The 19240-nt window shown below is 65.0% G+C and carries 16 protein-coding genes; 6 read left to right on the top strand and 10 right to left on the bottom strand.

The features are described 5' to 3' along the window. Positions 1-739: 739 nt before the first annotated feature. Together QXZ94_RS28690 and QXZ94_RS28685 are read left to right on the top strand one after the other, a co-directional pair. The gene (locus QXZ94_RS28690; RefSeq protein ID WP_315724079.1) at positions 740-2473 is read left to right on the top strand and encodes an ABC transporter permease subunit; all 1734 of its coding nucleotides are present in this window, start codon (positions 740-742) and stop codon (positions 2471-2473) included. Positions 2474-2488: 15 nt separating this feature from the next. Beyond that, entirely contained in the window at positions 2489-3790 is a 1302-nt protein-coding gene (locus QXZ94_RS28685; RefSeq protein ID WP_315724077.1) for a nitrate/sulfonate/bicarbonate ABC transporter ATP-binding protein, read from the top strand. Between the two features lie 230 nt (positions 3791-4020). Here the strand turns inward: QXZ94_RS28685 and QXZ94_RS28680 are convergent, their stop codons facing one another. From QXZ94_RS28680 to QXZ94_RS28670, 3 genes are all read right to left on the bottom strand, one after another. Beyond that, entirely contained in the window at positions 4021-5643 is a 1623-nt protein-coding gene (locus QXZ94_RS28680) for an FMN-binding glutamate synthase family protein (RefSeq protein WP_315724076.1), read from the bottom strand. A 261-nt stretch (positions 5644-5904) separates the two neighbouring features. After that, on the bottom strand, positions 5905-7470 hold the full coding sequence (locus tag QXZ94_RS28675) for an acyl-CoA synthetase (RefSeq protein WP_315724074.1): 1566 nt from the start codon (positions 7468-7470) through the stop codon (positions 5905-5907). A 210-nt stretch (positions 7471-7680) separates the two neighbouring features. Further along, positions 7681-8454, bottom strand: coding sequence for a ferredoxin--NADP reductase (locus QXZ94_RS28670; protein ID WP_315724072.1), 774 nt, complete (start codon positions 8452-8454; stop codon positions 7681-7683). Positions 8455-8838: 384 nt separating this feature from the next. Here QXZ94_RS28670 and QXZ94_RS28665 point away from each other — a divergent pair, with 384 nt between their 5' ends. From QXZ94_RS28665 to QXZ94_RS28655, 3 genes are all read left to right on the top strand, one after another. Beyond that, positions 8839-9696 carry a RimK-like protein gene (locus QXZ94_RS28665; protein WP_315726591.1) on the top strand — a complete coding sequence of 286 codons (858 nt, stop codon included), beginning with the start codon at positions 8839-8841 and terminating at the stop codon, positions 9694-9696. 114 nt (positions 9697-9810) lie between these two features. After that, complete coding sequence (locus QXZ94_RS28660) at positions 9811-10950, top strand: FAD-dependent monooxygenase (RefSeq protein WP_315724070.1); 1140 nt, start codon at positions 9811-9813, stop codon at positions 10948-10950. Next, the gene (locus tag QXZ94_RS28655; protein ID WP_315724068.1) at positions 10947-12560 is read left to right on the top strand and encodes a benzoate-CoA ligase family protein; all 1614 of its coding nucleotides are present in this window, start codon (positions 10947-10949) and stop codon (positions 12558-12560) included. The genes QXZ94_RS28660 and QXZ94_RS28655 overlap by 4 nt, the downstream gene beginning before the upstream one ends. A gap of 38 nt (positions 12561-12598) precedes the next feature. Here QXZ94_RS28655 and QXZ94_RS28650 read toward each other — a convergent pair whose 3' ends face one another. Both QXZ94_RS28650 and maiA read right to left on the bottom strand, forming a co-directional pair. Then, positions 12599-13108 (bottom strand): MarR family winged helix-turn-helix transcriptional regulator, encoded by a 510-nt coding sequence (locus QXZ94_RS28650; RefSeq protein WP_315724066.1) that lies wholly within the window; start codon positions 13106-13108, stop codon positions 12599-12601. Then, positions 13098-13730, bottom strand: a complete 633-nt coding sequence (gene maiA, locus QXZ94_RS28645) for a maleylacetoacetate isomerase (protein WP_315726589.1) — start codon at positions 13728-13730, stop codon at positions 13098-13100. The genes QXZ94_RS28650 and maiA overlap by 11 nt, the downstream gene beginning before the upstream one ends. Before the next feature lie 102 nt (positions 13731-13832). Between maiA and gtdA the strand changes: the two genes are divergently transcribed. Continuing rightward, positions 13833-14870, top strand: coding sequence for a gentisate 1,2-dioxygenase (gene gtdA, locus QXZ94_RS28640; protein WP_315724064.1), 1038 nt, complete (start codon positions 13833-13835; stop codon positions 14868-14870). A 6-nt stretch (positions 14871-14876) separates the two neighbouring features. Here gtdA and QXZ94_RS28635 read toward each other — a convergent pair whose 3' ends face one another. The 5 genes from QXZ94_RS28635 to QXZ94_RS28615 form a co-directional block, all read right to left on the bottom strand. Then, entirely contained in the window at positions 14877-15707 is an 831-nt protein-coding gene (locus QXZ94_RS28635) for an ABC transporter permease (RefSeq protein WP_315724062.1), read from the bottom strand. Beyond that, the gene (locus tag QXZ94_RS28630; RefSeq protein WP_172111718.1) at positions 15700-16473 is read right to left on the bottom strand and encodes an ABC transporter ATP-binding protein; all 774 of its coding nucleotides are present in this window, start codon (positions 16471-16473) and stop codon (positions 15700-15702) included. The genes QXZ94_RS28635 and QXZ94_RS28630 overlap by 8 nt, the downstream gene beginning before the upstream one ends. 42 nt (positions 16474-16515) lie before the next feature. Beyond that, positions 16516-17517, bottom strand: coding sequence for an ABC transporter substrate-binding protein (locus QXZ94_RS28625; protein WP_315724060.1), 1002 nt, complete (start codon positions 17515-17517; stop codon positions 16516-16518). A gap of 406 nt (positions 17518-17923) precedes the next feature. Further along, entirely contained in the window at positions 17924-18451 is a 528-nt protein-coding gene (locus QXZ94_RS28620) for a hypothetical protein (protein ID WP_315724058.1), read from the bottom strand. 77 nt (positions 18452-18528) lie between these two features. Next, the gene (locus QXZ94_RS28615) at positions 18529-19215 is read right to left on the bottom strand and encodes an alpha/beta family hydrolase (RefSeq protein WP_315724056.1); all 687 of its coding nucleotides are present in this window, start codon (positions 19213-19215) and stop codon (positions 18529-18531) included. Positions 19216-19240: the final 25 nt, after the last annotated feature.

The following is a 19240-nucleotide window of genomic DNA, read 5'->3' as shown; positions in this document are numbered from 1 at the left end:
GCCAGCAGATGGCCGATCCGAATTTCGAAAGCCTGCGCCGAAACACTCATTTCCCCTGCGCGCTCAACAGGACGCCCCAATTCAAGAGCCCCCACGCAAAATAAACTGCTTCCGAAAATCATAACTCCTGATCTATCCTCCCCCCATTCCGGTCCTGATGAGGGGCGTACGCGTCGTCACGAACGTTGGGCCGGCAATGCGATGGACGGGACGGCGGCGCTGGACGAGCGCTGCAGTCACGGACGGCGAAATCGTGTGGTCCTGACCTCCCGACGCTGAGGTCCGCGGCAATGCGCTGACGGCGTATTGTCGCCACGGTGGCCAAAAGCCGGCGCACCGGGGAGAGCTCGTATAAGCCGTTAAAACCGATCGCGCAGGGAGGGCCGGGTCTGTCCGGCTGAACCTGTGGTACCTGCCGCCTGCATTTTCTGAGCAGGCGGGCCACGGGCCTCAGTCGAGGTCCGGCTCTCCCTGCGCCCTCACATCCATGAGGGCCACCGACAAGCACACCCCGGACATGACATGTCGCGGGAACGTGAAGACGCGGGCGGCGTATCCTTTGATAGGCCGGGCCCGGAAACCGGATCCCCGGCCCGGCCGCTTGAAATCAAACCATCACAGAGGGCACTTAGGGTGCGGATCGGCCGGCGGCCCAGCCGGCGCGTCCAGCTCCCAACCCATGACGAGGACACGTCCGCAGCCACCATGATGGCTGCGGCCGATGAGACGAGACACGCCGATGCTGCTCCGGGATATCAGGACCACCGTGCTGCGCGACGCCGTGCGCCCCAACGTCTGGGACGTGGTCGCGCTGATCATCGTGGTCGGGGCGATGGTGCTGATCGTCTATGGCGGCGAGCAGACCACGCTGCCGCTATCGGCGCTCGATTCTCCCGCGGTGTCGCTCGATCCGGCCAACCTGCCGCTCTACGCGCTGCGCACCACCTTGCGCATGCTGCTCGCGATCGTCTGCTCGCTGGTGTTCACCTTCGTCTACGCCGCGCTGGCGGCCAAGAGCCGCCGCGCCGAGATCGTGCTGATCCCGCTGCTCGACATCCTGCAATCGGTGCCGATCCTCGGCTTCCTCACCTTCACCGTCGTGTTCTTCATGAACCTGTTCCCGGGCAAGGTGCTCGGCGCCGAGCTCGCCTGCGTGTTCGCGATCTTCACCAGCCAGGCCTGGAACATGACCTTCAGCATGTACCAGTCGATGCGCAACGTTCCGAAGGATCTCGAGGAAGCGACGCGCAGCTTCCACCTCTCCGGCTGGCAGCGCTTCTGGCGGCTCGACGTCCCCTATGCGATGCCCGGCCTGATCTGGAATGCGATGATGTCGATGTCCGGCGGCTGGTTCTTCGTCGTGGCGTCCGAGGCGATCACCGTCGGCAACACCACCGTCACCTTGCCCGGCATCGGCTCCTATGTCGCGCTCGCGATCCAGCACAAGGATCTCGCCGCGATCGGCGCGGCGCTGCTGACGATGCTGCTGGTGATCACCGCCTATGACCAGTTGCTGTTCCGCCCGATCGTCGCCTGGGCCGACAAATTCCGCTTCGAGCAGACGGCGTCAGGCGATCCGCCTGGTTCATGGATGCTCGACCTGTTCCGCCGCACCCGCGCGCTGCGCTCGCTGTCGATCCCGTTCGCGGCGATCAACCGCAGCTTCTCCAACCTGCGCATCAACTGGCCGAAAGCCTGGAGCGGTCCGGCGCGTCATGCGCCACCGTCGCAGCTGGTCGACGGTCTGTGGCTCGCCGTGGTCATCCTCGGCTGCGCCTATGCCGGCTGGAAGACTTATCTCTATCTCTCGACCACCCTCGCGCCCTCCGACGTGGTCACCGCGATCGGCTACGGCCTGATCACGCTGGTCCGCGTCGCCGTGCTGATCGCGCTGGCCTCGTTGATCTGGGTCCCGGTCGGCGTCTGGATCGGGTTGCGGCCCAAACTCGCCGAGCGCATCCAGCCGCTGGCGCAGTTCCTCGCCGCCTTCCCGGCCAACCTCGCCTTCCCGGTGTTCGTCGTGCTGATCGTGCGCTACGGCCTCGACGCCAATGTCTGGCTCAGCCCGCTGATGATCCTGGGCACGCAGTGGTACATCCTGTTCAACGTCATCGCCGGCGCCAGCGCCTTCCCGACCGACCTGCGCGAGGCGGCTGCGAGCCTGCATCTCACCGGCTGGCGCTGGTGGTTCAAGGTCGTGCTGCCCGGCGTCTTCCCGTACTACATCACCGGCGCCATCACGGCCTCCGGCGGCTCGTGGAACGCAGCGATCGTGGCCGAGGTCGCGAGCTGGGGCGACACGCATCTGACCGCATCAGGGCTCGGAGCCTACATCGCGGCTGCAACAGAGCGCGGCGACTTCCCCCGCGTGGTGCTCGGCATCGCCGTGATGTGCATTCTCGTCACCCTGTTCAACCGGCTGCTGTGGCGGCCGCTCTATGCCTTCGGCGAACGCCGGCTGCGGCTCGGCTGACCGGGAGAGATCATCATGCGCGACCAGGTCAAGGACACCTCGCTGATCGAGATCAAGGGCGTGAGCCGGCTGTTTCCCAAGGGCAGCGGCGAGGATCTCGTCGTGCTCGAGAAGGTCGACCTCACGATCCGCGCCGGCGAGATCGTCGGCCTGCTCGGACGCTCCGGCTCGGGCAAGTCAACGTTGCTGCGGATCATCGCCGGGCTGGTGTCACCCTCCTCGGGCGAAGCGAGATGCCGCGGCGAGATCATCGCAGGCCCGCCTGTTGGTGTCGCCATGGTGTTCCAGTCGTTCGCGCTGTTTCCCTGGCTGACCGTGCTGCAGAACGTCGAACTCGGCCTGGAGGCGCTCGGCATCGACAGTGCCGAGCGGCGCAAGCGCGCGCTCGCGGCGATCGACCTGATCGGCCTCGACGGCTTCGAATCCGCATTTCCTAAGGAGCTGTCCGGAGGCATGCGCCAGCGCGTCGGCTTCGCCCGTGCGCTCGTCGTGCATCCCGACCTGCTGCTGATGGATGAGCCGTTCTCGGCGCTCGACGTGCTGACCGCGGAAACGCTGCGCACCGACCTCGTCGACCTCTGGACCGACGGAAGGCTGCCGATCAAATCGGTGCTGATGGTGACGCACAACATCGAGGAGGCGGTGCTGATGTGCGACCGCGTGCTGGTGTTCTCGTCCAATCCGGGCCGCGTCGCCGCCGAGTTCAGGATCGACTTAGCCCATCCGCGCAACCGGCTCGATCCGGCGTTCCGCCAGCTCGTCGACAGTCTCTATGCCCGCATGACGCAGCGGCCGGAGCCGAAGCTGCCGAGCACCGCCAGCGCCGGCGTCGGCATGGTGCTGAGCCACGTCTCCTCGAACTCGATCTCCGGCCTGATCGAGGCGCTGGCCGGCGAGCCCTACAAGGGTCACGCCGACCTTCCCGTGCTGGCAGGTCACCTGCAGCTCGAAGTCGACGAGATCTTCCCTCTGGCCGAGGCACTTCAACTGCTACGCTTCGCGCATCTCAGCGAAGGCGATCTCACCCTGACCGAGGCTGGCCGCCGTTTCGCCGACCTCGAAACCGACGATCGCAAGAAGCTGTTCGCCGCGCACCTCATGGAGAACGTGCCGCTGATGGGCCTGATCCGCCGCGTGCTCGACGATCGCCCCTCGCACGCCGCCCCCGCCGCGCGCTTCCGCATCGAGCTCGAGGACTACATGTCCGAGCAATATGCCGACGAGACGCTGCAGACCATCGTGTCATGGGGCCGCTACGCCGAGCTGTTCGCCTACGACGAACAGTCCGAGACCTTCAGCCTGGAGAACCCGCATTAGCTCGCTGATGACTCCAACCACCGCCGTCGTCCCGGGCAAGTCCGGCAACGCGAAGCGTTGGCGGACGCCGACCCGGGACCCATACCGCGTGATCTCGCTTGAGGCAGGTGGCGCGTTGAACCTTCCGCGCCACAAACACAGGCCTGTGGTTATGGATCCCCGCGTTCGCGGGGATGACAGCGAGGGTGAGGACACTGCTTACCGCCTCATTTCGGACCGGTACGACGGCCTCACGCCGCCGCGAACGTATCCGGCCGCGCCATCGCCCAGGCGTCACGGAAGCGGGCATCCTGCGTACCATCGAGCAACTCGCCCGGCCGCAGCGACGGATAGAGTTTGGCGAAGGAGGACACTTCGGTGGTCGACGTCCGCTGTGAGAAGTGGATGGGACGCAGATCCTGCGGATGCTCGAGACCCGCGGCGGCGAGCAGCTCGGTCAGCGCATGCAAGGTCGCGTGATGATAGTTGTAGACGCGATCGATCTTGTGCGGGACGACCAGCGCGCGGGCGCGCGTCGGATCCTGCGTCGCGACCCCGGTCGGGCAACGGTCGGTGTGGCAGCTCAGCGACTGGATGCAGCCGAGCGCAAACATGAAGCCGCGCGCCGAATTGCACCAGTCGGCCCCGATCGACATCGCCCGCGCCATGTCGAAGGCGGTGGCAATCTTTCCGGAGGCGCCGATCTTGACGCGGTCGCGGATATTCAGCCCGACCAGCGCATTGTGCACGAAATTGACACCCTCGCGCATCGGCATGCCCAGATGGTCCATGAACTCCAGCGGCGCCGCACCCGTGCCGCCCTCGTTGCCGTCGACGACGATGAAGTCGGGGTAGATGCCGGTCTCCAGCATCGCCTTGCAGATCGCCAGGAATTCCCAGGGATGGCCGATGCACAGCTTGAAGCCGGCCGGCTTGCCGCCCGACAGCCGCCGCATCTCGCCGATGAACTGCATCATCCCGATCGGTGTCGAGAACGCGCGATGCGCCGGCGGCGAGATGCAGTCCTCCCCCATCGCGACGCCACGGATCTTGGAAATCTCCTCGGATACTTTGGCCGCCGGCAGCACGCCGCCATGGCCGGGCTTGGCGCCCTGGCTGATCTTGAGCTCGACCATCTTGATCTGTTCGGCCGCCGCGACGCGCGCAAAGGCGTCGGGATCGAAGGTGCCGTCGCGGTGCCGGCAGCCGAAATAGCCGGAGCCGATCTCCCAGATGATGTCGCCGCCCATTTCGGCGTGATACGGGCTGAAGCCGCCTTCGCCGGTATCATGGGCGAAGCCGCCCCGCTTGGCGCCGCCATTGAGCGCACGGACCGCGTTCGGGCTCAGCGCGCCGAAGCTCATGGCGGAGATGTTGAACACCGAGGCCGAGTACGGTTTCGCGCAATCGGGCCCCCCGATGGTAATCCGGAATTTCTCCTCCGCGTGCGGCTTCGGCGACATCGAATGGTGCATCCACTCGTAGCCCTCGCGATAGACATCCTCCTGGGTGCCGAACGGGCGCTTGTCGAGCACCATCTTGGCGCGCTGATAGACCACCGCGCGGGTGTCGCGCGAGAACGGCATGCCGTCCTTCTCGCTCTCGAAGAAGTACTGCCGCATCTCCGGCCGCATTTCCTCGAGCAGGAAACGCAGGTGCGCCGCGATGGGGTAATTGCGCAGCACCGCATGGCTCTTCTGCATCAGATCCCGCACCCCGAGCAGGGTCAGCGCGCCGAAGATCAACAGCGGAATCAGAACGAGATCGAAGATCTCGCGGTCGTAGATGCCGAGGATCAGCAACAGGGCTGTCGCCGTGGAACAGATCGTCAGCACGATGAAGCGCGGCGAGAACGGGAGCAGCAGCGTATCCATGGAAGGCCTCGGGGCGGCTCGTGGAGGATCGATCGTCACGATAGTACGGGTATCGCGAAGCAATCGTTACACAAGCGCGCGCAATCGGCCATCGAGGATATCACATCGTCGATAGCCTGCGGCTATCGACCCGGATGCCGAGATGTCCATGAGCCCGATATCCATCGGCCCGGCGCGCGACAGCGACGTGTCCTTCTAGCGCCTCGGTCGCCCCTACGGGCCTACCAAGGTGAGGACGCGACCGGGCCGCTCCGCTATGCCTCAGCCGTCCGCGAACAGGCCGGAATGCGCCTCGCGCAACTGCCGCTTCAACAGTTTGCCGCTGGGGTTCTTCGGCAGCGCGTCAACGAACACCACGCGCTTCGGCGTCTTGAACGAGGCCAGGCGGCTGGAGGCCTGTTTGAGCAGCGCCTCCTCGGTCAGCTCGCAGCCGGACTTCACGACGACCATCGCCACGACCGCCTCCACCCAGCGCGGATGCGGCAGGCCGACCACGGCGACCTCCGACACTTCCGGAATCAGATACAGCGCCTCCTCGACCTCGCGGCTGGCGACGTTCTCACCACCGGTCTTGATCATGTCCTTCTTGCGGTCGACGATGGTGATGTAGCCCTCCTCGTCGATGGTCGCGAGATCGCCGGAGTGAAACCAGTCGCCCTGGAAGGCGGCGGCGGTCCGCTCGTCGTCGTGGAAGTAGCCCAGCATCAGATGCGGCGAGCGGTGCACGACCTCGCCGACCTCGCCGGGCGCAACGTCCTTCATGTCGTCGTCGACGACCCGCGTCTCGACATTGAGCACGGCACGGCCGCAGGAGCCCGGTTTGCGCAGCTGATCCTCTGGTCCGAGCATCGTCGCCAGCGGCGCGATTTCGGTCTGCCCGTAAAGATTCCACAGCTGCACCTTCGGCAGCCGCTGCGCCAGCTCGCGCAGCACCTCCACCGGCATGATCGAGGCGCCGTAATAGCCCTTGCGCAAGGTCGAGACATCGGTGGTCTCGAACGATGGCGAGCGCAGGATCGAGATCCACACCGTCGGCGGTGCGAAGAACGAGGTGATGCGATACTTGGCAATCAACGGCAGCAGATTGTCGGGCGTCGGAAACGCGGTGATGATGTTGGTGGCGCCGACATAGATCGACGGCCCGAAGAACACGTCGAGCTGAGCGCAGTGATACAGCGGCAGCGCATGCAGGGTGACGTCCTCGGCAGCGATGCCGGCGTCCACGATGCAGCTCACATACTGCCAGATCACGGCGTCATGGGTCAGCATCGCGCCCTTCGGCAGCGATTCCGTGCCCGAGGTGTAGACGATCTGCGCGACGTCGCTGCCGGCGATCTCGACGGCAGGCACCGCCGCTGTCGAGGCCGCGAGCTCCGCGAAATCGATCATGTCTGTTTGCCGCTCGCTCGGCGCTTCCGATGGCAGCCAGATCATCTGCTCGACCGAGGGCGCCAGCGCCTTGGCGGCGCGGGCCACACCGGCAAAGCCGCTGTCGGTGGCCAGCAGCCGCGCGCCGGCATGCTTGAGGATGTAGGCGACCTCCTCGGGCTTGAGCATGAAATTGATCGGCACCAGCACGGCGCCGAGCCGCGCCAGCGCGAAGCGCAGGGCGGCGAATGCATGCGAGTTGCGGGCGAGGATCGCGACGCGCTCGCCCTTGCCGACACCGCGAGCGGCAAGGCCTGCCGCGAGGTGATCGACGACGGCATTGAATTCGGCGTAGGTCCAGCTGGTGTCGCCGCAGATCACGGCCGTCTTGCCCGGCGTTCGCGCCGCGCTCCTGCGCAGGAGGTCACCGAGCGTTTGCCTGCGGACGATGGAATCCATGGCCGTTCCCCTTGTTGTCGCGGGGATGGCCGCCGTTCAGGCAGTCCATGTCCCCTCCCTGCTTCGTTCCGGACATCTGGCGGTCCGATGTTGCGGCCGAAAATCGCACGGCCGCAACGACGCGTGCAAGGAGGATATTGCCAACGAAAAGAGCGCCCCGATTGCGTCGAGGCGCTCTTTCGAAAATGTCAAAGTCGGGAGATCGACGGCTCAGCGCTCGACGAAAGCTTTCTCGATCACGAAGTGCCCCGGCTCGTTGCCGCTGCCTTCGAGGAAGCCGCGCGACTCGAACATGGTCTTGAGCTCCTCCAGCATCGCCGGGCTGCCGCACATCATGATGCGGTCCTTGGCAATGTCGAGCTCATGCTGGCCGAGATCGTTGAACAGCTGCTGCGACGTGATCAGGTCGGTGATGCGGCCGCGGTTCCGGAACGGCTCACGGGTAACGGTCGGATAATACTGCAGCTTGCCCTCGAGCAGCTCGCCGAACAGCTCGTCCTCGCGCAGCTTGGCGACGACGCTCTCGCCATAAGCGAGCTCGGCAACCTGGCGGCAGCCATGGACCAGCACGATGCTCTCGAAGCGCTCGTAGACGTCGGGGTCCTTGATCAGGCTGGCGAACGGGGCAAGGCCGGTGCCGGTCGACAGCAGCAGCAGCCGGCTGCCGGGCAGCAGGTTGTCGGGGATCAGCGTGCCGGTCGCCTTGCGGCCGACCAGGATGGTGTCACCCTCCTTGATCTTCTGCAGCCGGGAGGTCAGCGGACCGTCCTGCACCTTGATGCTGAAGAACTCGAGCTCTTCCTCGTGATTGGCGCTCGCCATGCTGTAGGCGCGCAGCAACGGGCGGCCCTCGACCTCGAGACCGATCATCGCGAACTGGCCATTCTGGAAACGGAAGCCCGCATCGCGGGTCGCCCGGAAGGAGAACAACGTGTCCGTCCAGTGATGAACGGAAAGAACTTTCTCTTTATAGAACGCGCTCATGTCGTTTGTTTTTTCACGTGGGCTGAAGTTGGAAGAAACAAGTCGTGACGGAGGCAGGATCGCAAAAACCCTATGGATCACAGCGATTTTCGGCGCCTGATGTACGTGAAAACAGCGAATAATCAACCCGCATGGATGCACCATTGATCACGATCAAACGCATGCCGGCCCGTGCCGGATCGCATCGATCGGCTGTTCGTTCGTACACAAACGATATGGGTAATTTACTTGCCGAGATTCCGTTTTTCCAGCACTTTAATTCCGCAACATTCGACCAATCCTTGAGCAATGATTAACGCTCCGCACATCCAGCTTGCAGCCGTCACCCGCTATTGCACCGACCGCGGCATCCGCCTCGAGGTCCGGGAGGACGGCTGGTTGCTGGTGCTGGAGAATGCGACCCGGCGCCATCTCATCTTTGGCTATGATCTCGGCCTGAACAGTGCGGTGGCGCACAGATTGGCCTGCGACAAGGCGGCGACGGCCGCGCTGCTGCGGGCCTCCGGAGTTCCCGCCATTCCCCATGTGTTCTGTCTTGCGCCGGCTCTGGGAGGCCGGCCGGGCCTGGCTCCAGAGACGGTCGTGGAATTGCTCGAAACGCATCTCCACGGGGTCGTCGTCAAGCCCAATGAAGGCACTTCGGGGCGGTCCGTCACCCGGGCGACCACGCTGGACGAAGCGCTGGGCGCGGCGAAGAAGATCTTCGACACCGGCGCGAACGTTGCGATATCGCCGCTGTTGGATATCGCCGACGAGGTCCGCGTCGTGCAACTCGATGACGCGGCGCTGATCGTCTATCGCAAGCAACGCCCTACCGTGACCGGCGACGGCGTCCGCTCGCTGCGCGACCTCGCGCTGGCGACCGTGCTTTCGGAAGAGCACGAACGCCTGCTGCGACGGCTCGATGCGGAATTCGGTGCAGCAGCCTTGCGCGCCATCGTGCCACCTGGCGAGGTGCGGCTGCTGAGCTGGCGACACAATCTCGAATTCGGAGCACGCCCCGTAATGCTCGGGCCGGGACCGCCGCGAGACGTCTGCGCCGCGCTGGCCAGAGAAGCGGCGCAGGCCATCGGCATCCGCTACGCATCGGTCGACCTCGTGCTGGTCGACGGATGCTGGCAGGTGCTCGAAATCAATTCGGGCGTGAAGATGGAAGCGCTCGGCCGGCATGCGCCCGGGCTGGTCGAGAGTGCCTGCTTCGCCGCACTCGATGCGATCTTTGGAGGCCCTCCGCGGCGGTGACGACCGGCCGGGCACGCCAGCCATCCGGCAACAAGATTTCTCTAGCCTCGACCGGAATGAGGGATTAGTCTCCGATCCAAAATAAACAGTATACTGTCAATTGGGAGAGCGTCCTTGCGCATCGCCGTGCTCGGCGGCGGCCCTGGCGGGCTGTATTTCGCCTATCTCTGGAAGAAGCGGCATCCGGCCGCCGTGGTCGATCTGTTCGAGCAGAACCCGGCCGGCGCGACCTGGGGCTTCGGAGTCGTGTTCTCCGACCAGGCCCTGGAGTTTCTGCGCGCCGACGATCCCGACACCGTGGATGCCATTGCGCCGCGGATGGAGAGCTGGCGCAACATCACGCTCAATCTGCATCGTGAGAGCGTCGAGATCGACGGCGTCGGCTTCGCTGCGATCGGCCGGCTCGAGCTGCTGAAACTGCTGCAGGCACGCGCCGAGGGCGTCGGCGTCGTCGCCCATTACGGCACGGCCATCCAATCGCTCGATCAGCTCGCAGGCTACGATCTCCTCGTCGCCGCCGACGGACTGAACTCGCTGGTACGACGCAGCTTCGAAGGCGACTTCGGCTTCTCGGTCTCCTACTCCAGCAACAAATTCGCCTGGTATGGAACGTCGAAAACCTTTCCAACGCTGTCGCAGACCTTCGTCGCGACCGATCGCGGCTCCTTCAACGCGCATCATTATCGCTACGCGCCCGACATGAGCACGTTTCTGGTCGAATGCGATCGCGCAACCTGGCAAGCCTATGGTTTCGCCGAAATGTCCGTCGACGAATCGCGGCGCATCTGCGAGCAGGTGTTCGCCGATACGCTCGAAGGCCATGCACTGGTCTCCAATCGGTCCGTGTGGCGCAATTTTCCCTGGGTCTGGAATGAGCATTGGTGGCACCGGAACATGGTGCTGATCGGCGACGCCCTGCACACGGCGCATTTCTCGATCGGCTCCGGAACGCGGCTGGCCATCGAGGATGCGATCGCGCTCGCGAAGGCACTCGAGGCTGAAGGCAATCTGTCCGACGGGCTCGCCCGCTACCAGGCGGAACGGCAGCCGATCGTGAAGAAACTGGTCACGGCGGCGCGCACCAGCGCCGAGTGGTACGAGTCGTTTCCCGGCCATATGAAGCTCGGCCTGATGGATTTCGCCTACAGCTACATCACCCGGTCCGGCCGCATCGATGACAACAGGCTGCGCCTGATGGCGCCCCAGTTCACGGCCCGCTACGAGGCATCTCGCGACAAGGGAGCGCGCGCATGACGCGAGAGATTGCCGACCAGGTGCCGAGCGACAGCGCCGGCGCCCGCGAAATCGGCTTCGCGATTCCGGCGCGCTACAATGCGAGCCGCGTGCTGTTCGACAATCTCGTCAACGGCAATGCACGCAAGCCCGCGCTGATCGGCCCCGCCGGTGAGCGCAGCTACGCCGAGCTGTGCGCCGATGCCTGCCGCTGGGGCAACGGCTTCTTGTCGCTCGGACTCACGCGCGGCGACCGCGTCCTGCTGTTCCTCGACGACACGCCGGCCTATCCGGCTGCCTTCTTCGGCGCGGTGCGCGCGGGACTGGTGCCGCTTCTCATCAACACGCTGACACCGTCGGACCTGCTGCAATTCTATCTCGCCGATTCCGCTGCCAAGGTTGCGGTGGCGGATGCGGAATTCGCAGGGCGGTTCGATGCGCAGGCCTGCGCAGAGACGGCGCTGCAGGCGCTGATCGTCGTCAACGGCGATGCGCCGGCCACTGCGGCGCCGTCCACGGTCGCGGTCGATCGCTGGCTGCCGGCATTCGCAGATCAATTGGCCGAAGCCGACACCCACCGCAACGAGATGGCGTTCTGGATGTACTCGTCCGGCTCCACCGGCCGGCCGAAGGGCATCGTCCATCTGCAGCACGACATGGCCTATAGCGAGCAGGCGTTCGCCAGGAACGTGCTGCGGCTGAAGCCGGACGACATCTGCTTCTCGGTACCGAAGATCTTCTTTGCCTACGGCTTTGGCAACGCCATCACCTTTCCGTTCTGCGCCGGGGCAACGACATTGCTGCTGCCGGGCCAGCCAAAGCCGGCCGCGATTTTTGATGCGATCAGCCGCTTCCGCCCCACCGTGTTCTTCGGCTTGCCGACGCTCTATACGGCGCTCACCAAGGCCGAGGGAGCGAAGCAGGCGGACTTCTCGTCACTGAGGCTTGCCGTCTCGGCGGCCGAGGTGCTCTCGGCGGAGGTCTTCAATGGCTGGAAGAGCTTGACGGATCTGGAGATCGTCGAGGGTCTCGGCTCGACCGAGGTGCTCCATGTCTATCTTTCCAATCGTGAGGACCGGAAGAAGCTCGGGGCCGCCGGTCTGCGCGTACCCGGCTATGAGATCGCCTTGCGCGACAGCGAGGGGCGCGACGTCGCGGCCGGCGAAGAAGGCATTCTGTGGGTGCGCGGCGATTCCAACACGCCGCTGTACTGGAACCGGCCGGACAAGACTGCGGAGACGATCCGCGACGGCGGCTGGATCTACACCGGCGACCGCTTCGTATGCGACGCCGACGGCTTCCATTTCTTCCGCGGCCGCGCCGACGACCTCGTGAAGATCTCCGGACAATGGGTCTATCCGCTGGAGGTCGAGCTCTGCCTCGCCGAGCACCCGGACATCAGGGAGTGCGCCGTGTTCGCACATGAGCTGCCGGATCGGCGGATGAGCCTGAAGGCGGTGGTGGTGACCAATGGCGGGCCCCATGACGAGCCCGGCCTGAGCAGGGCACTGCAGGACTACGTCAAGGCGAGGCTGCTGCCTTACAAATATCCACGTGAGATCGTATTCATCCACGAGCTGCCGAAGACCGGCACCGGCAAGATCGACCGCCAGGCGGTGATGCGGCTATGAGCAAAGGCTGTCCGCGGGGCATGCACGCGCGTCGGTGCTCAGCCTCCCTTGCCGAGATGCTCCAGCGCGTCCTCGGCGCGCAGCGGCACACGCGACACCTCGTTGTTGAGATCGACCAGCTGCGACAGCAGGGCCATCAGCATCTTGCGGTCTGTCGACTTCAGCGGCGCCAACATGCGCGCCTGTGCCCGGTCGACGAACGGCATGATGTTTCGCAGCAACGCCCCGCCAGCCTTGGTCAGATAGAGCAACTTGACGCGCTTGTCCTCGACCGAGGGCTTGCGCTCGACATGGCCCTTGCTCTCGAGCCGCTCGATCACGCTGCCGAGCGTGGAGCGGTCGAACGCGATCACGGCGGACAGCCTGGTGGCATCGATGCCGGGATGGTTCTGGATCGCGACCAGCGCGGCATATTGCACCGGCGTGAGATCGAACTCACGGCATTCCTCGATGAAGATCGAGACCGCGATCTGCTGCATGCGCCGGAACAGATAGCCGGGCTTGGTGTAGACCGCGTCCATCGTGATCTCGGGCGACTTACTCGGCATCGGGCTGGCGCTCCGGAGCAGCATCGGCAAATGCCGGCATCGCCTTGGCGGCGGCTTCCGCCTGCAACAGACGCGGGAAGGCCGCGACATCGACGCCGAAACGGCGCGCATTGCCGAGCTGCGGCACAAGGCAGAGATCTGCCAGAGTCGGCGTGGCGCCGAAACAGAACGGACCGGGCTCATGCTTGACCAGCGCCTCGCACACGGCCAGGCCCTCGCGATTGGCCCAGCCGGCCCAGGCCGTGACCTTGTCCTCGGGCAGGCCGAGCTCGCGCAGGCGCGCCAACACCTTGAGATTCTGGACCGGATGGGTGTCGCAGGCGAGCACCTGCGCGAAGGCCCGGACCTGGGCTCGGCGCAGGGGATCCTCCGGCAGCAGCGGCGGTTCGGGATGCGTCTCGTCGAGCCATTCGATGATGGCGAGCGACTGAATCAGCGCGGCACCGCCGTCGTCCTCCAGCGTCGGAACGAAGCCCTGCGGGTTGAGCGCGAGATAGCCGGGAGCGCGCTGCTCGCCCTTGCGAAGGTGATGCGTCAGATGCTCGGCTCGAAGCCCCTTGAGGTTCAGCGCAATCCTGACGCGATAGGACGCGCTGCTGCGGAAATAGCCGTGCAGCTTCATCATGGCACTCCTCCCGAAACGACATCTCTGGTTGCAATTGACGCTAGCGTAATTGACAGTATACTGTCAATTAATAACGATACCTGATCGCGGGAGGCGTGCATGGCCGCAGTTTCGACACCGGAGCGCGAGGCATTCTACAAGAAGATTGACGGCGAGAACATGACCGCGCTGTGGACCGTGATGAGCGATCTCATCACCCCGGAGCCGAAAAGCGGGTGCCGCCCGCATCTCTGGCAGTTCGCCGCTATTCGCGACTATATGATCGAGGCCGGGCGATTGATCACGGCCAAGGAGGCGGAGCGGCGCGTGCTGATCCTGGAAAATCCGGGACTGCGCGGCCAGTCCAAGATCACCACCTCGCTCTATGCGGGGGTCCAGATGGTGATCCCGGGAGACGTCGCGCCCGCCCACCGTCATAGCCAGTCGGCACTGCGGTTCGTGCTCGAAGGCAAGGGCGCGTTCACGACCGTCGAGGGTGAGCGCACCTTGATGCAGCCGGGCGACTTCATCATCACGCCGTCGATGACCTGGCATGATCACGGCAACGAAACGTCGGATCCGATGTTCTGGCTCGACGGTCTGGACATTCCCTTGGTGCAGTTTCTCGACGCCTCGTTCGCGCAGGGATCACAGGAGGATCAGCAGAAGGTGGCGCGTCCCTCGGGGGACAGCTTCGCCCGCTATGGTCACAATCTGTTGCCGGTCGACGCCAAGCGTAGATCGCGCACGTCGCCGATCTTCAACTATCCCTATTCCTACACGCGCGAGGCGCTGGAGAGCGCCAAGCGCAGCGAGGAATGGGATGCGTGCCACGGCCTGAAGCTGAAATTCTCCAACCCGGAGACCGGCGACTTCGCCATGCCGACGATCGGAACCTTCATCCAGCTGCTGCCGAAGGGCTTCAAGACCGCGCGTTATCGCTCGACCGATGCCGCGGTGTTCACCGCGATCGAGGGCCGGGGACGCAGCCGCATCGGTGACCAGACGTTCGAATGGGGCCCGCGCGACCTGTTCGTGGTGCCGAGCTGGCAATGGGTCAGCCACGAGCCGGACGAGGATGCCGTGCTGTTCTCGTTCTCGGATCGGCCGGTGCAGGAGAAGCTCGACCTGTTTCGCGAGGATCGCGGCAATGCCTGAGCGCGCTCAACGCCAGTGCAGCAGCCGCGCCTCGAGCATGCTGATGAGCCGGCCGACGGCGAGCCCGAACAGCGACAGTATCAGGATTCCCGCCATCAGCTGATCCGTCTGCATCAGGTTGCCGGCCTGCAGCACGAACGTGCCGATGCCGGTTTCGGCGCCGATCATCTCCGCCGAGACCACCAGCATCAGCGCCACCGACGCGGTGATACGGAAGCCGGCAAGGATCGACGGCAGCGCGCCGGGCCAGATCACCTTGCGGACGATGGTCGCGAACGGCACATCGAAACTCTGCGCCATGCGGATCAGATTGCGCGGCACCGCATCGACGCCGCTGTAGACCGAGATCGTGGTCGAGAAGAACACCCCGAGCGCGATGGTTGCGATCTTCGGCTGCTCACCGATGCCGAGCCAGAGGATGAGCAGCGGCAGCACGGCGATCTTCGGGATCGGGAACAGCGCCGAGACGAAGGTGATGCCGACGCTGCGCGCGATCCGCCACAGTCCGATGGCGAAGCCGACGACGATGCCTGAGGCGGTGCCGAGCGCCCAGCCCGAGAGGATGCGCAGCAGCGATACCGACACGTGCTGCCACAGCGCCCCGCTCTCGGCGAGTCGATAGAGCGCGCGCAGGATCCCGAGCGGGGTCGGCAGGAACAAGGGATTGACCAGCGCGAGGCTGCCGATCAGTTGCCACAGGCCTAGCGCAGCAGCGAGGGCGAGCAGGCCTGCCCAGCGGCTCGCGGCCGGCGTGAAGCCGCCGCCGCGGAAGCGCACCGGTCTCGTCGTCGCGCCGTCGGTGGTGCGAACCGCTTCGCCCGTCGCACAATCAAGCATGCTGGACCTCGCGCTCGGCATCGATGGCCTCGGTCCGGATCAGCGACCACAGCTCGTTCTGCAGCTCCAGCAATTGGGTTCGCACCGATGCCTCGTCGCGTTCCCGTCGTTTGACAGGAACGCTCACGACCTTCCGGATGCGGCCGGGACGGCGCGACAGTACGACGATGCGGTCGGCGAGCCGCACGGCCTCTTCGAGATTATGCGTGACGTAGACGGCGCCCATCGTTCCGTCGGCGAGCAGATCGACGAAATCCTCCATCAGCAGCTCGCGGGTCTGGGAGTCCAAAGCCGACAGCGGTTCGTCCATCAGCAGGATGGCAGGCCGCACCACGAGCGCCCGGGCTATGCCGACACGCTGACGCATGCCGCCGGACAGCTGCTTGGGAAAGACAGCCCGGAAGTCGAGCAGCCTCGTACGCCCCAGGGCGTCGTCGACGGCTGCGGCCCGCTGTAGCGCCGATTGCGACGTATGTAGCAGCGGGAACGCGACATTCTCCGCGACGCTCGCCCAGGGCAGCAGTGCAAAGTCCTGGAAGACGAAGGTCAGGGGATTGAGGCTGCCGGGCGGCGGTGCGCCGCGGAGCAGCGCCCTTCCCGCGGTCGGCTGCAAGAGCCCGCCGAGGATCGAGAGCAGCGTGCTCTTGCCACAGCCGGAGGGGCCGACGATGGCGACCACCTCGCCTGCCCCCACCGTGAAGGACACATCATGGAGCACGTCCAGCGCATCGAAGCGGTGACTGATGGTCTCGGCGATCAGATCCATGTCAGACGGTTCCGGCCCAACTCTGGCCCTGCTTATCTCCGCTCAATCCGGCTTCACCAGGTCTTTGGCGATGATCGCGGCCGCGTCATAGCCCTGGTCCGCAAAACCCTGCGCCTGAAGCCACTTGATCTGGCTGTCGATGTTATTGACGTCGAGCTTGCCGTCGGGATCGATATAGGCGCAGTTGCCCACCACCTGCTCGACCGGCAGGTTGGTGTACTTGCCGATGATTTCGAGCAGCGGCTTCGTTCTATCGTCGATTGCGGCATTGCCGTCCTTCACCGAGGCAAGCACCACGTCGTGATACTCGCGCTCGGCCCGCTGCAGCGCGCCGAGCAGCTTCGCGACCGCGGCCGTGTTCGCGAGAGTCTTCGGTCCAGCAAAGACGCCGCTCACCTGCCAGGGCGTCTCGTCTCCGACCCAGCCGAGATGCTTGACGGCGCCTTCCTCCATCAGCTTGCGCGCGACAGAGACCGGCATCAGCGCCGCATCGACGGCCTCTCCCTTGATGGCAGCCGCCATGTTCGACATCGACTGCAGCGGCACGATCTTCACGTCCGCGAGCTTGAAGCCGTATTTGTCGGCGAGGAGTCCGACGGAGTAGTGAAAGCTCGACCCCACTTGCGTCATCGCTACGCGCTTGCCGGCAATGTCCTTCGGGGTCTTGAGTCCGGCCTCATAGGCCTTGTTGCTCGCGAAATAGCCGATCAGCGGATAGCCGGGGCGATCGCGGCTCATGCCTGCAATGATCTTCAAGGCGCCCTTGCCCGCAAGATTATAGAGCCCGGCCGTGAACGCGGTGACCCCAACGTCGACATCGCCGGTTGCGGTGGCCACCGCGATCGGTTGCGCCGCATCGAAGAACTTCAGCTCGACATCCAACCCGGTCTCGCGGAAATAGCCTTTGTCGAGCGCGATGAAGACCGGGGCTGACGACGACAACCTGAGCACGCCGATCCGAAGCTTGGCGTCGTCGGCCTGCGCGGCGGTGATCGACGCAAATGTCCAAAGGGCCGCCAAGACCAGGTTCAGGTATCGGAACATCAAGCTCTCCAAGATCCGGCCACCCTCACGGCTTCAGCCCGGCGGTGTCCGCAGACTTGTTGCAATATTTCGAACCGGATGTCGCGCAAATTTTCGGAGAGACCGGCGGCCGAGGAGCCCTGAGGCCTGCTCGCGCCCGGCACGATCTCTCCTTCAAGCCGGCCCCGTTCGGGTTCGGCTCGGCGGCCGAGCTCTTTCGCAAGTGCGATCGAGGGATTATCCGACCGGCGACGCCCCCGTGCTGTCGGCTTGCGGGATGTGACCATCGAGCTTCGAGATCATCCATGTCGACTGGATAGAAGGCGGCTGATCTCCCGGACTGGAGAAAGTGATCATCAGTCCGTCGAGCGTCACGAAGTCGAAACCGGTTCGCCAGTCCGCGTCGTCGCAGTACGCGCCGGAGGCATCAGAACGTCTTGAGCTCGGGCTTCTCGCCATTTGACAGAAAGGTCCCCTCGAACCGGCCGAGTTCGCTATCGGCCGTGCACTCCAGCAGTGACGGCCCCTTGAACGGGTTTCCATGGCGGCAGCGGCCCTTGGCCTTGAGCCGATTGATGCTTTGCTTCGGGCTCTGGCCGATGATCATCAGGTCGACCGGCGTAACGATGTCGTCCGGTCCGGGCCTCTCCTCCAGATCGCCACGATTGGAGAACGTGATCACGCCGCCGTCCAGCAGAGTGAAATAGAAACCGGTCCGCTGGTCGTCGTAGTCGGTGTTGAGCAGGACCCCCTTGCAGTCGGCGCTACGGTCCTTGCCCGCGATCACGAGCTTCTTGCAGGTTCCTTTCACGATCGCCATGCCCGTCAGGCGAGGGTCGGCAAGCGCCGGATCTGCCGGCATCGAGATGAAGCTGATAGCAAACACTGCCACCGCCAGCGCTGTTGATCTCATCGTCAGCCCCCATCCGGCCCCTTCCTGACGACTATGTCCCAACCTCTGATGGCAGCAAAGTTCTTTTTTTGTTCCCGTTCGATTTTTCGCAAGCCCGGGCGCAGGCTCGCCCGAGGGCGTCAGGAGTCGCGCACACCCAGTCCATCGGCCCATGACGCAAACGTCTGCGTAAGCTCGTCCATGACGGCCAGATCATTCCGGCCCGAGCGCGCAGGGACGTGAAAGGCGTGATCAGCCTGCGCGATCAGATGCAGCGCCGCGCGCCGCCCCAGCCGCTTGACGACGGGCTCGAGCAGCTCCGTCTCCGCCAGCTTGTCGCGCGTGCCCTGCAGAAACAGCATCGGCAAAGCGACGCCGTCGAGGTGATCGGCGCGCGTGACCGAGGGCTTACCGGCGGGATGCAGGGGAAAGCCGAGGAAGGCCAGGCCTGCGACGCCGGGGAGCGGCAGGACGGATTGCGCCTGCGACGTCATGCGCCCCCCGAACGATTTGCCGCCGGCAATCAGCGGCAGCCCGGGGCAGAGCCGCGCCGCCTCCGCCACGGCCACCCGCACCGTGGCCTGCGCGAGCGCGGGTGGATCGGGCCGCTTGCTGCCCTTCTCCATGTAGGGAAACTGGAAACGCAGCGTTGCGACGCCGCGGCGGGCGAGGCTTTCCGCCGCATCGTTCATGAAGGCGTGGGTCATGCCGGCGCCGGCGCCATGCGCGAACACGAAGCAGGCGCGCGCCTGCGGCGGGGCGAGCAGCAGCGCGGACACCGGGCCCGCGCCTGCGACCGGAATGCTGAGAGACCGCGAGGCGTTCATGGCGTCATGCTTGCAGTTGCGGTCC

This window comes from Bradyrhizobium sp. SZCCHNS2022 (genome assembly GCF_032377575.1).
Taxonomy (GTDB): domain Bacteria; phylum Pseudomonadota; class Alphaproteobacteria; order Rhizobiales; family Xanthobacteraceae; genus Bradyrhizobium; species Bradyrhizobium aeschynomenes.
The sequence above is the reverse complement of the archived record's forward strand: the minus strand, read 5'-3'. Positions and strand labels throughout refer to the sequence as shown.

Coding starts and splice junctions, on each gene's coding strand:
- QXZ94_RS28690 (WP_315724079.1), top strand. CDS start 740: ATGCTGCTCCGGGATATCAGGACCACCGTGCTGCGCGACGCCGTGCGC.
- QXZ94_RS28685 (WP_315724077.1), top strand. CDS start 2,489: ATGCGCGACCAGGTCAAGGACACCTCGCTGATCGAGATCAAGGGCGTG.
- QXZ94_RS28680 (WP_315724076.1), bottom strand. CDS start 5,643: ATGGATACGCTGCTGCTCCCGTTCTCGCCGCGCTTCATCGTGCTGACG.
- QXZ94_RS28675 (WP_315724074.1), bottom strand. CDS start 7,470: ATGGATTCCATCGTCCGCAGGCAAACGCTCGGTGACCTCCTGCGCAGG.
- QXZ94_RS28670 (WP_315724072.1), bottom strand. CDS start 8,454: ATGAGCGCGTTCTATAAAGAGAAAGTTCTTTCCGTTCATCACTGGACG.
- QXZ94_RS28655 (WP_315724068.1), top strand. CDS start 10,947: ATGACGCGAGAGATTGCCGACCAGGTGCCGAGCGACAGCGCCGGCGCC.
- QXZ94_RS28650 (WP_315724066.1), bottom strand. CDS start 13,108: ATGCCGAGTAAGTCGCCCGAGATCACGATGGACGCGGTCTACACCAAG.
- maiA (WP_315726589.1), bottom strand. CDS start 13,730: ATGAAGCTGCACGGCTATTTCCGCAGCAGCGCGTCCTATCGCGTCAGG.
- gtdA (WP_315724064.1), top strand. CDS start 13,833: ATGGCCGCAGTTTCGACACCGGAGCGCGAGGCATTCTACAAGAAGATT.
- QXZ94_RS28635 (WP_315724062.1), bottom strand. CDS start 15,707: ATGCTTGATTGTGCGACGGGCGAAGCGGTTCGCACCACCGACGGCGCG.
- QXZ94_RS28630 (WP_172111718.1), bottom strand. CDS start 16,473: ATGGATCTGATCGCCGAGACCATCAGTCACCGCTTCGATGCGCTGGAC.
- QXZ94_RS28625 (WP_315724060.1), bottom strand. CDS start 17,517: ATGTTCCGATACCTGAACCTGGTCTTGGCGGCCCTTTGGACATTTGCG.
- QXZ94_RS28615 (WP_315724056.1), bottom strand. CDS start 19,215: ATGAACGCCTCGCGGTCTCTCAGCATTCCGGTCGCAGGCGCGGGCCCG.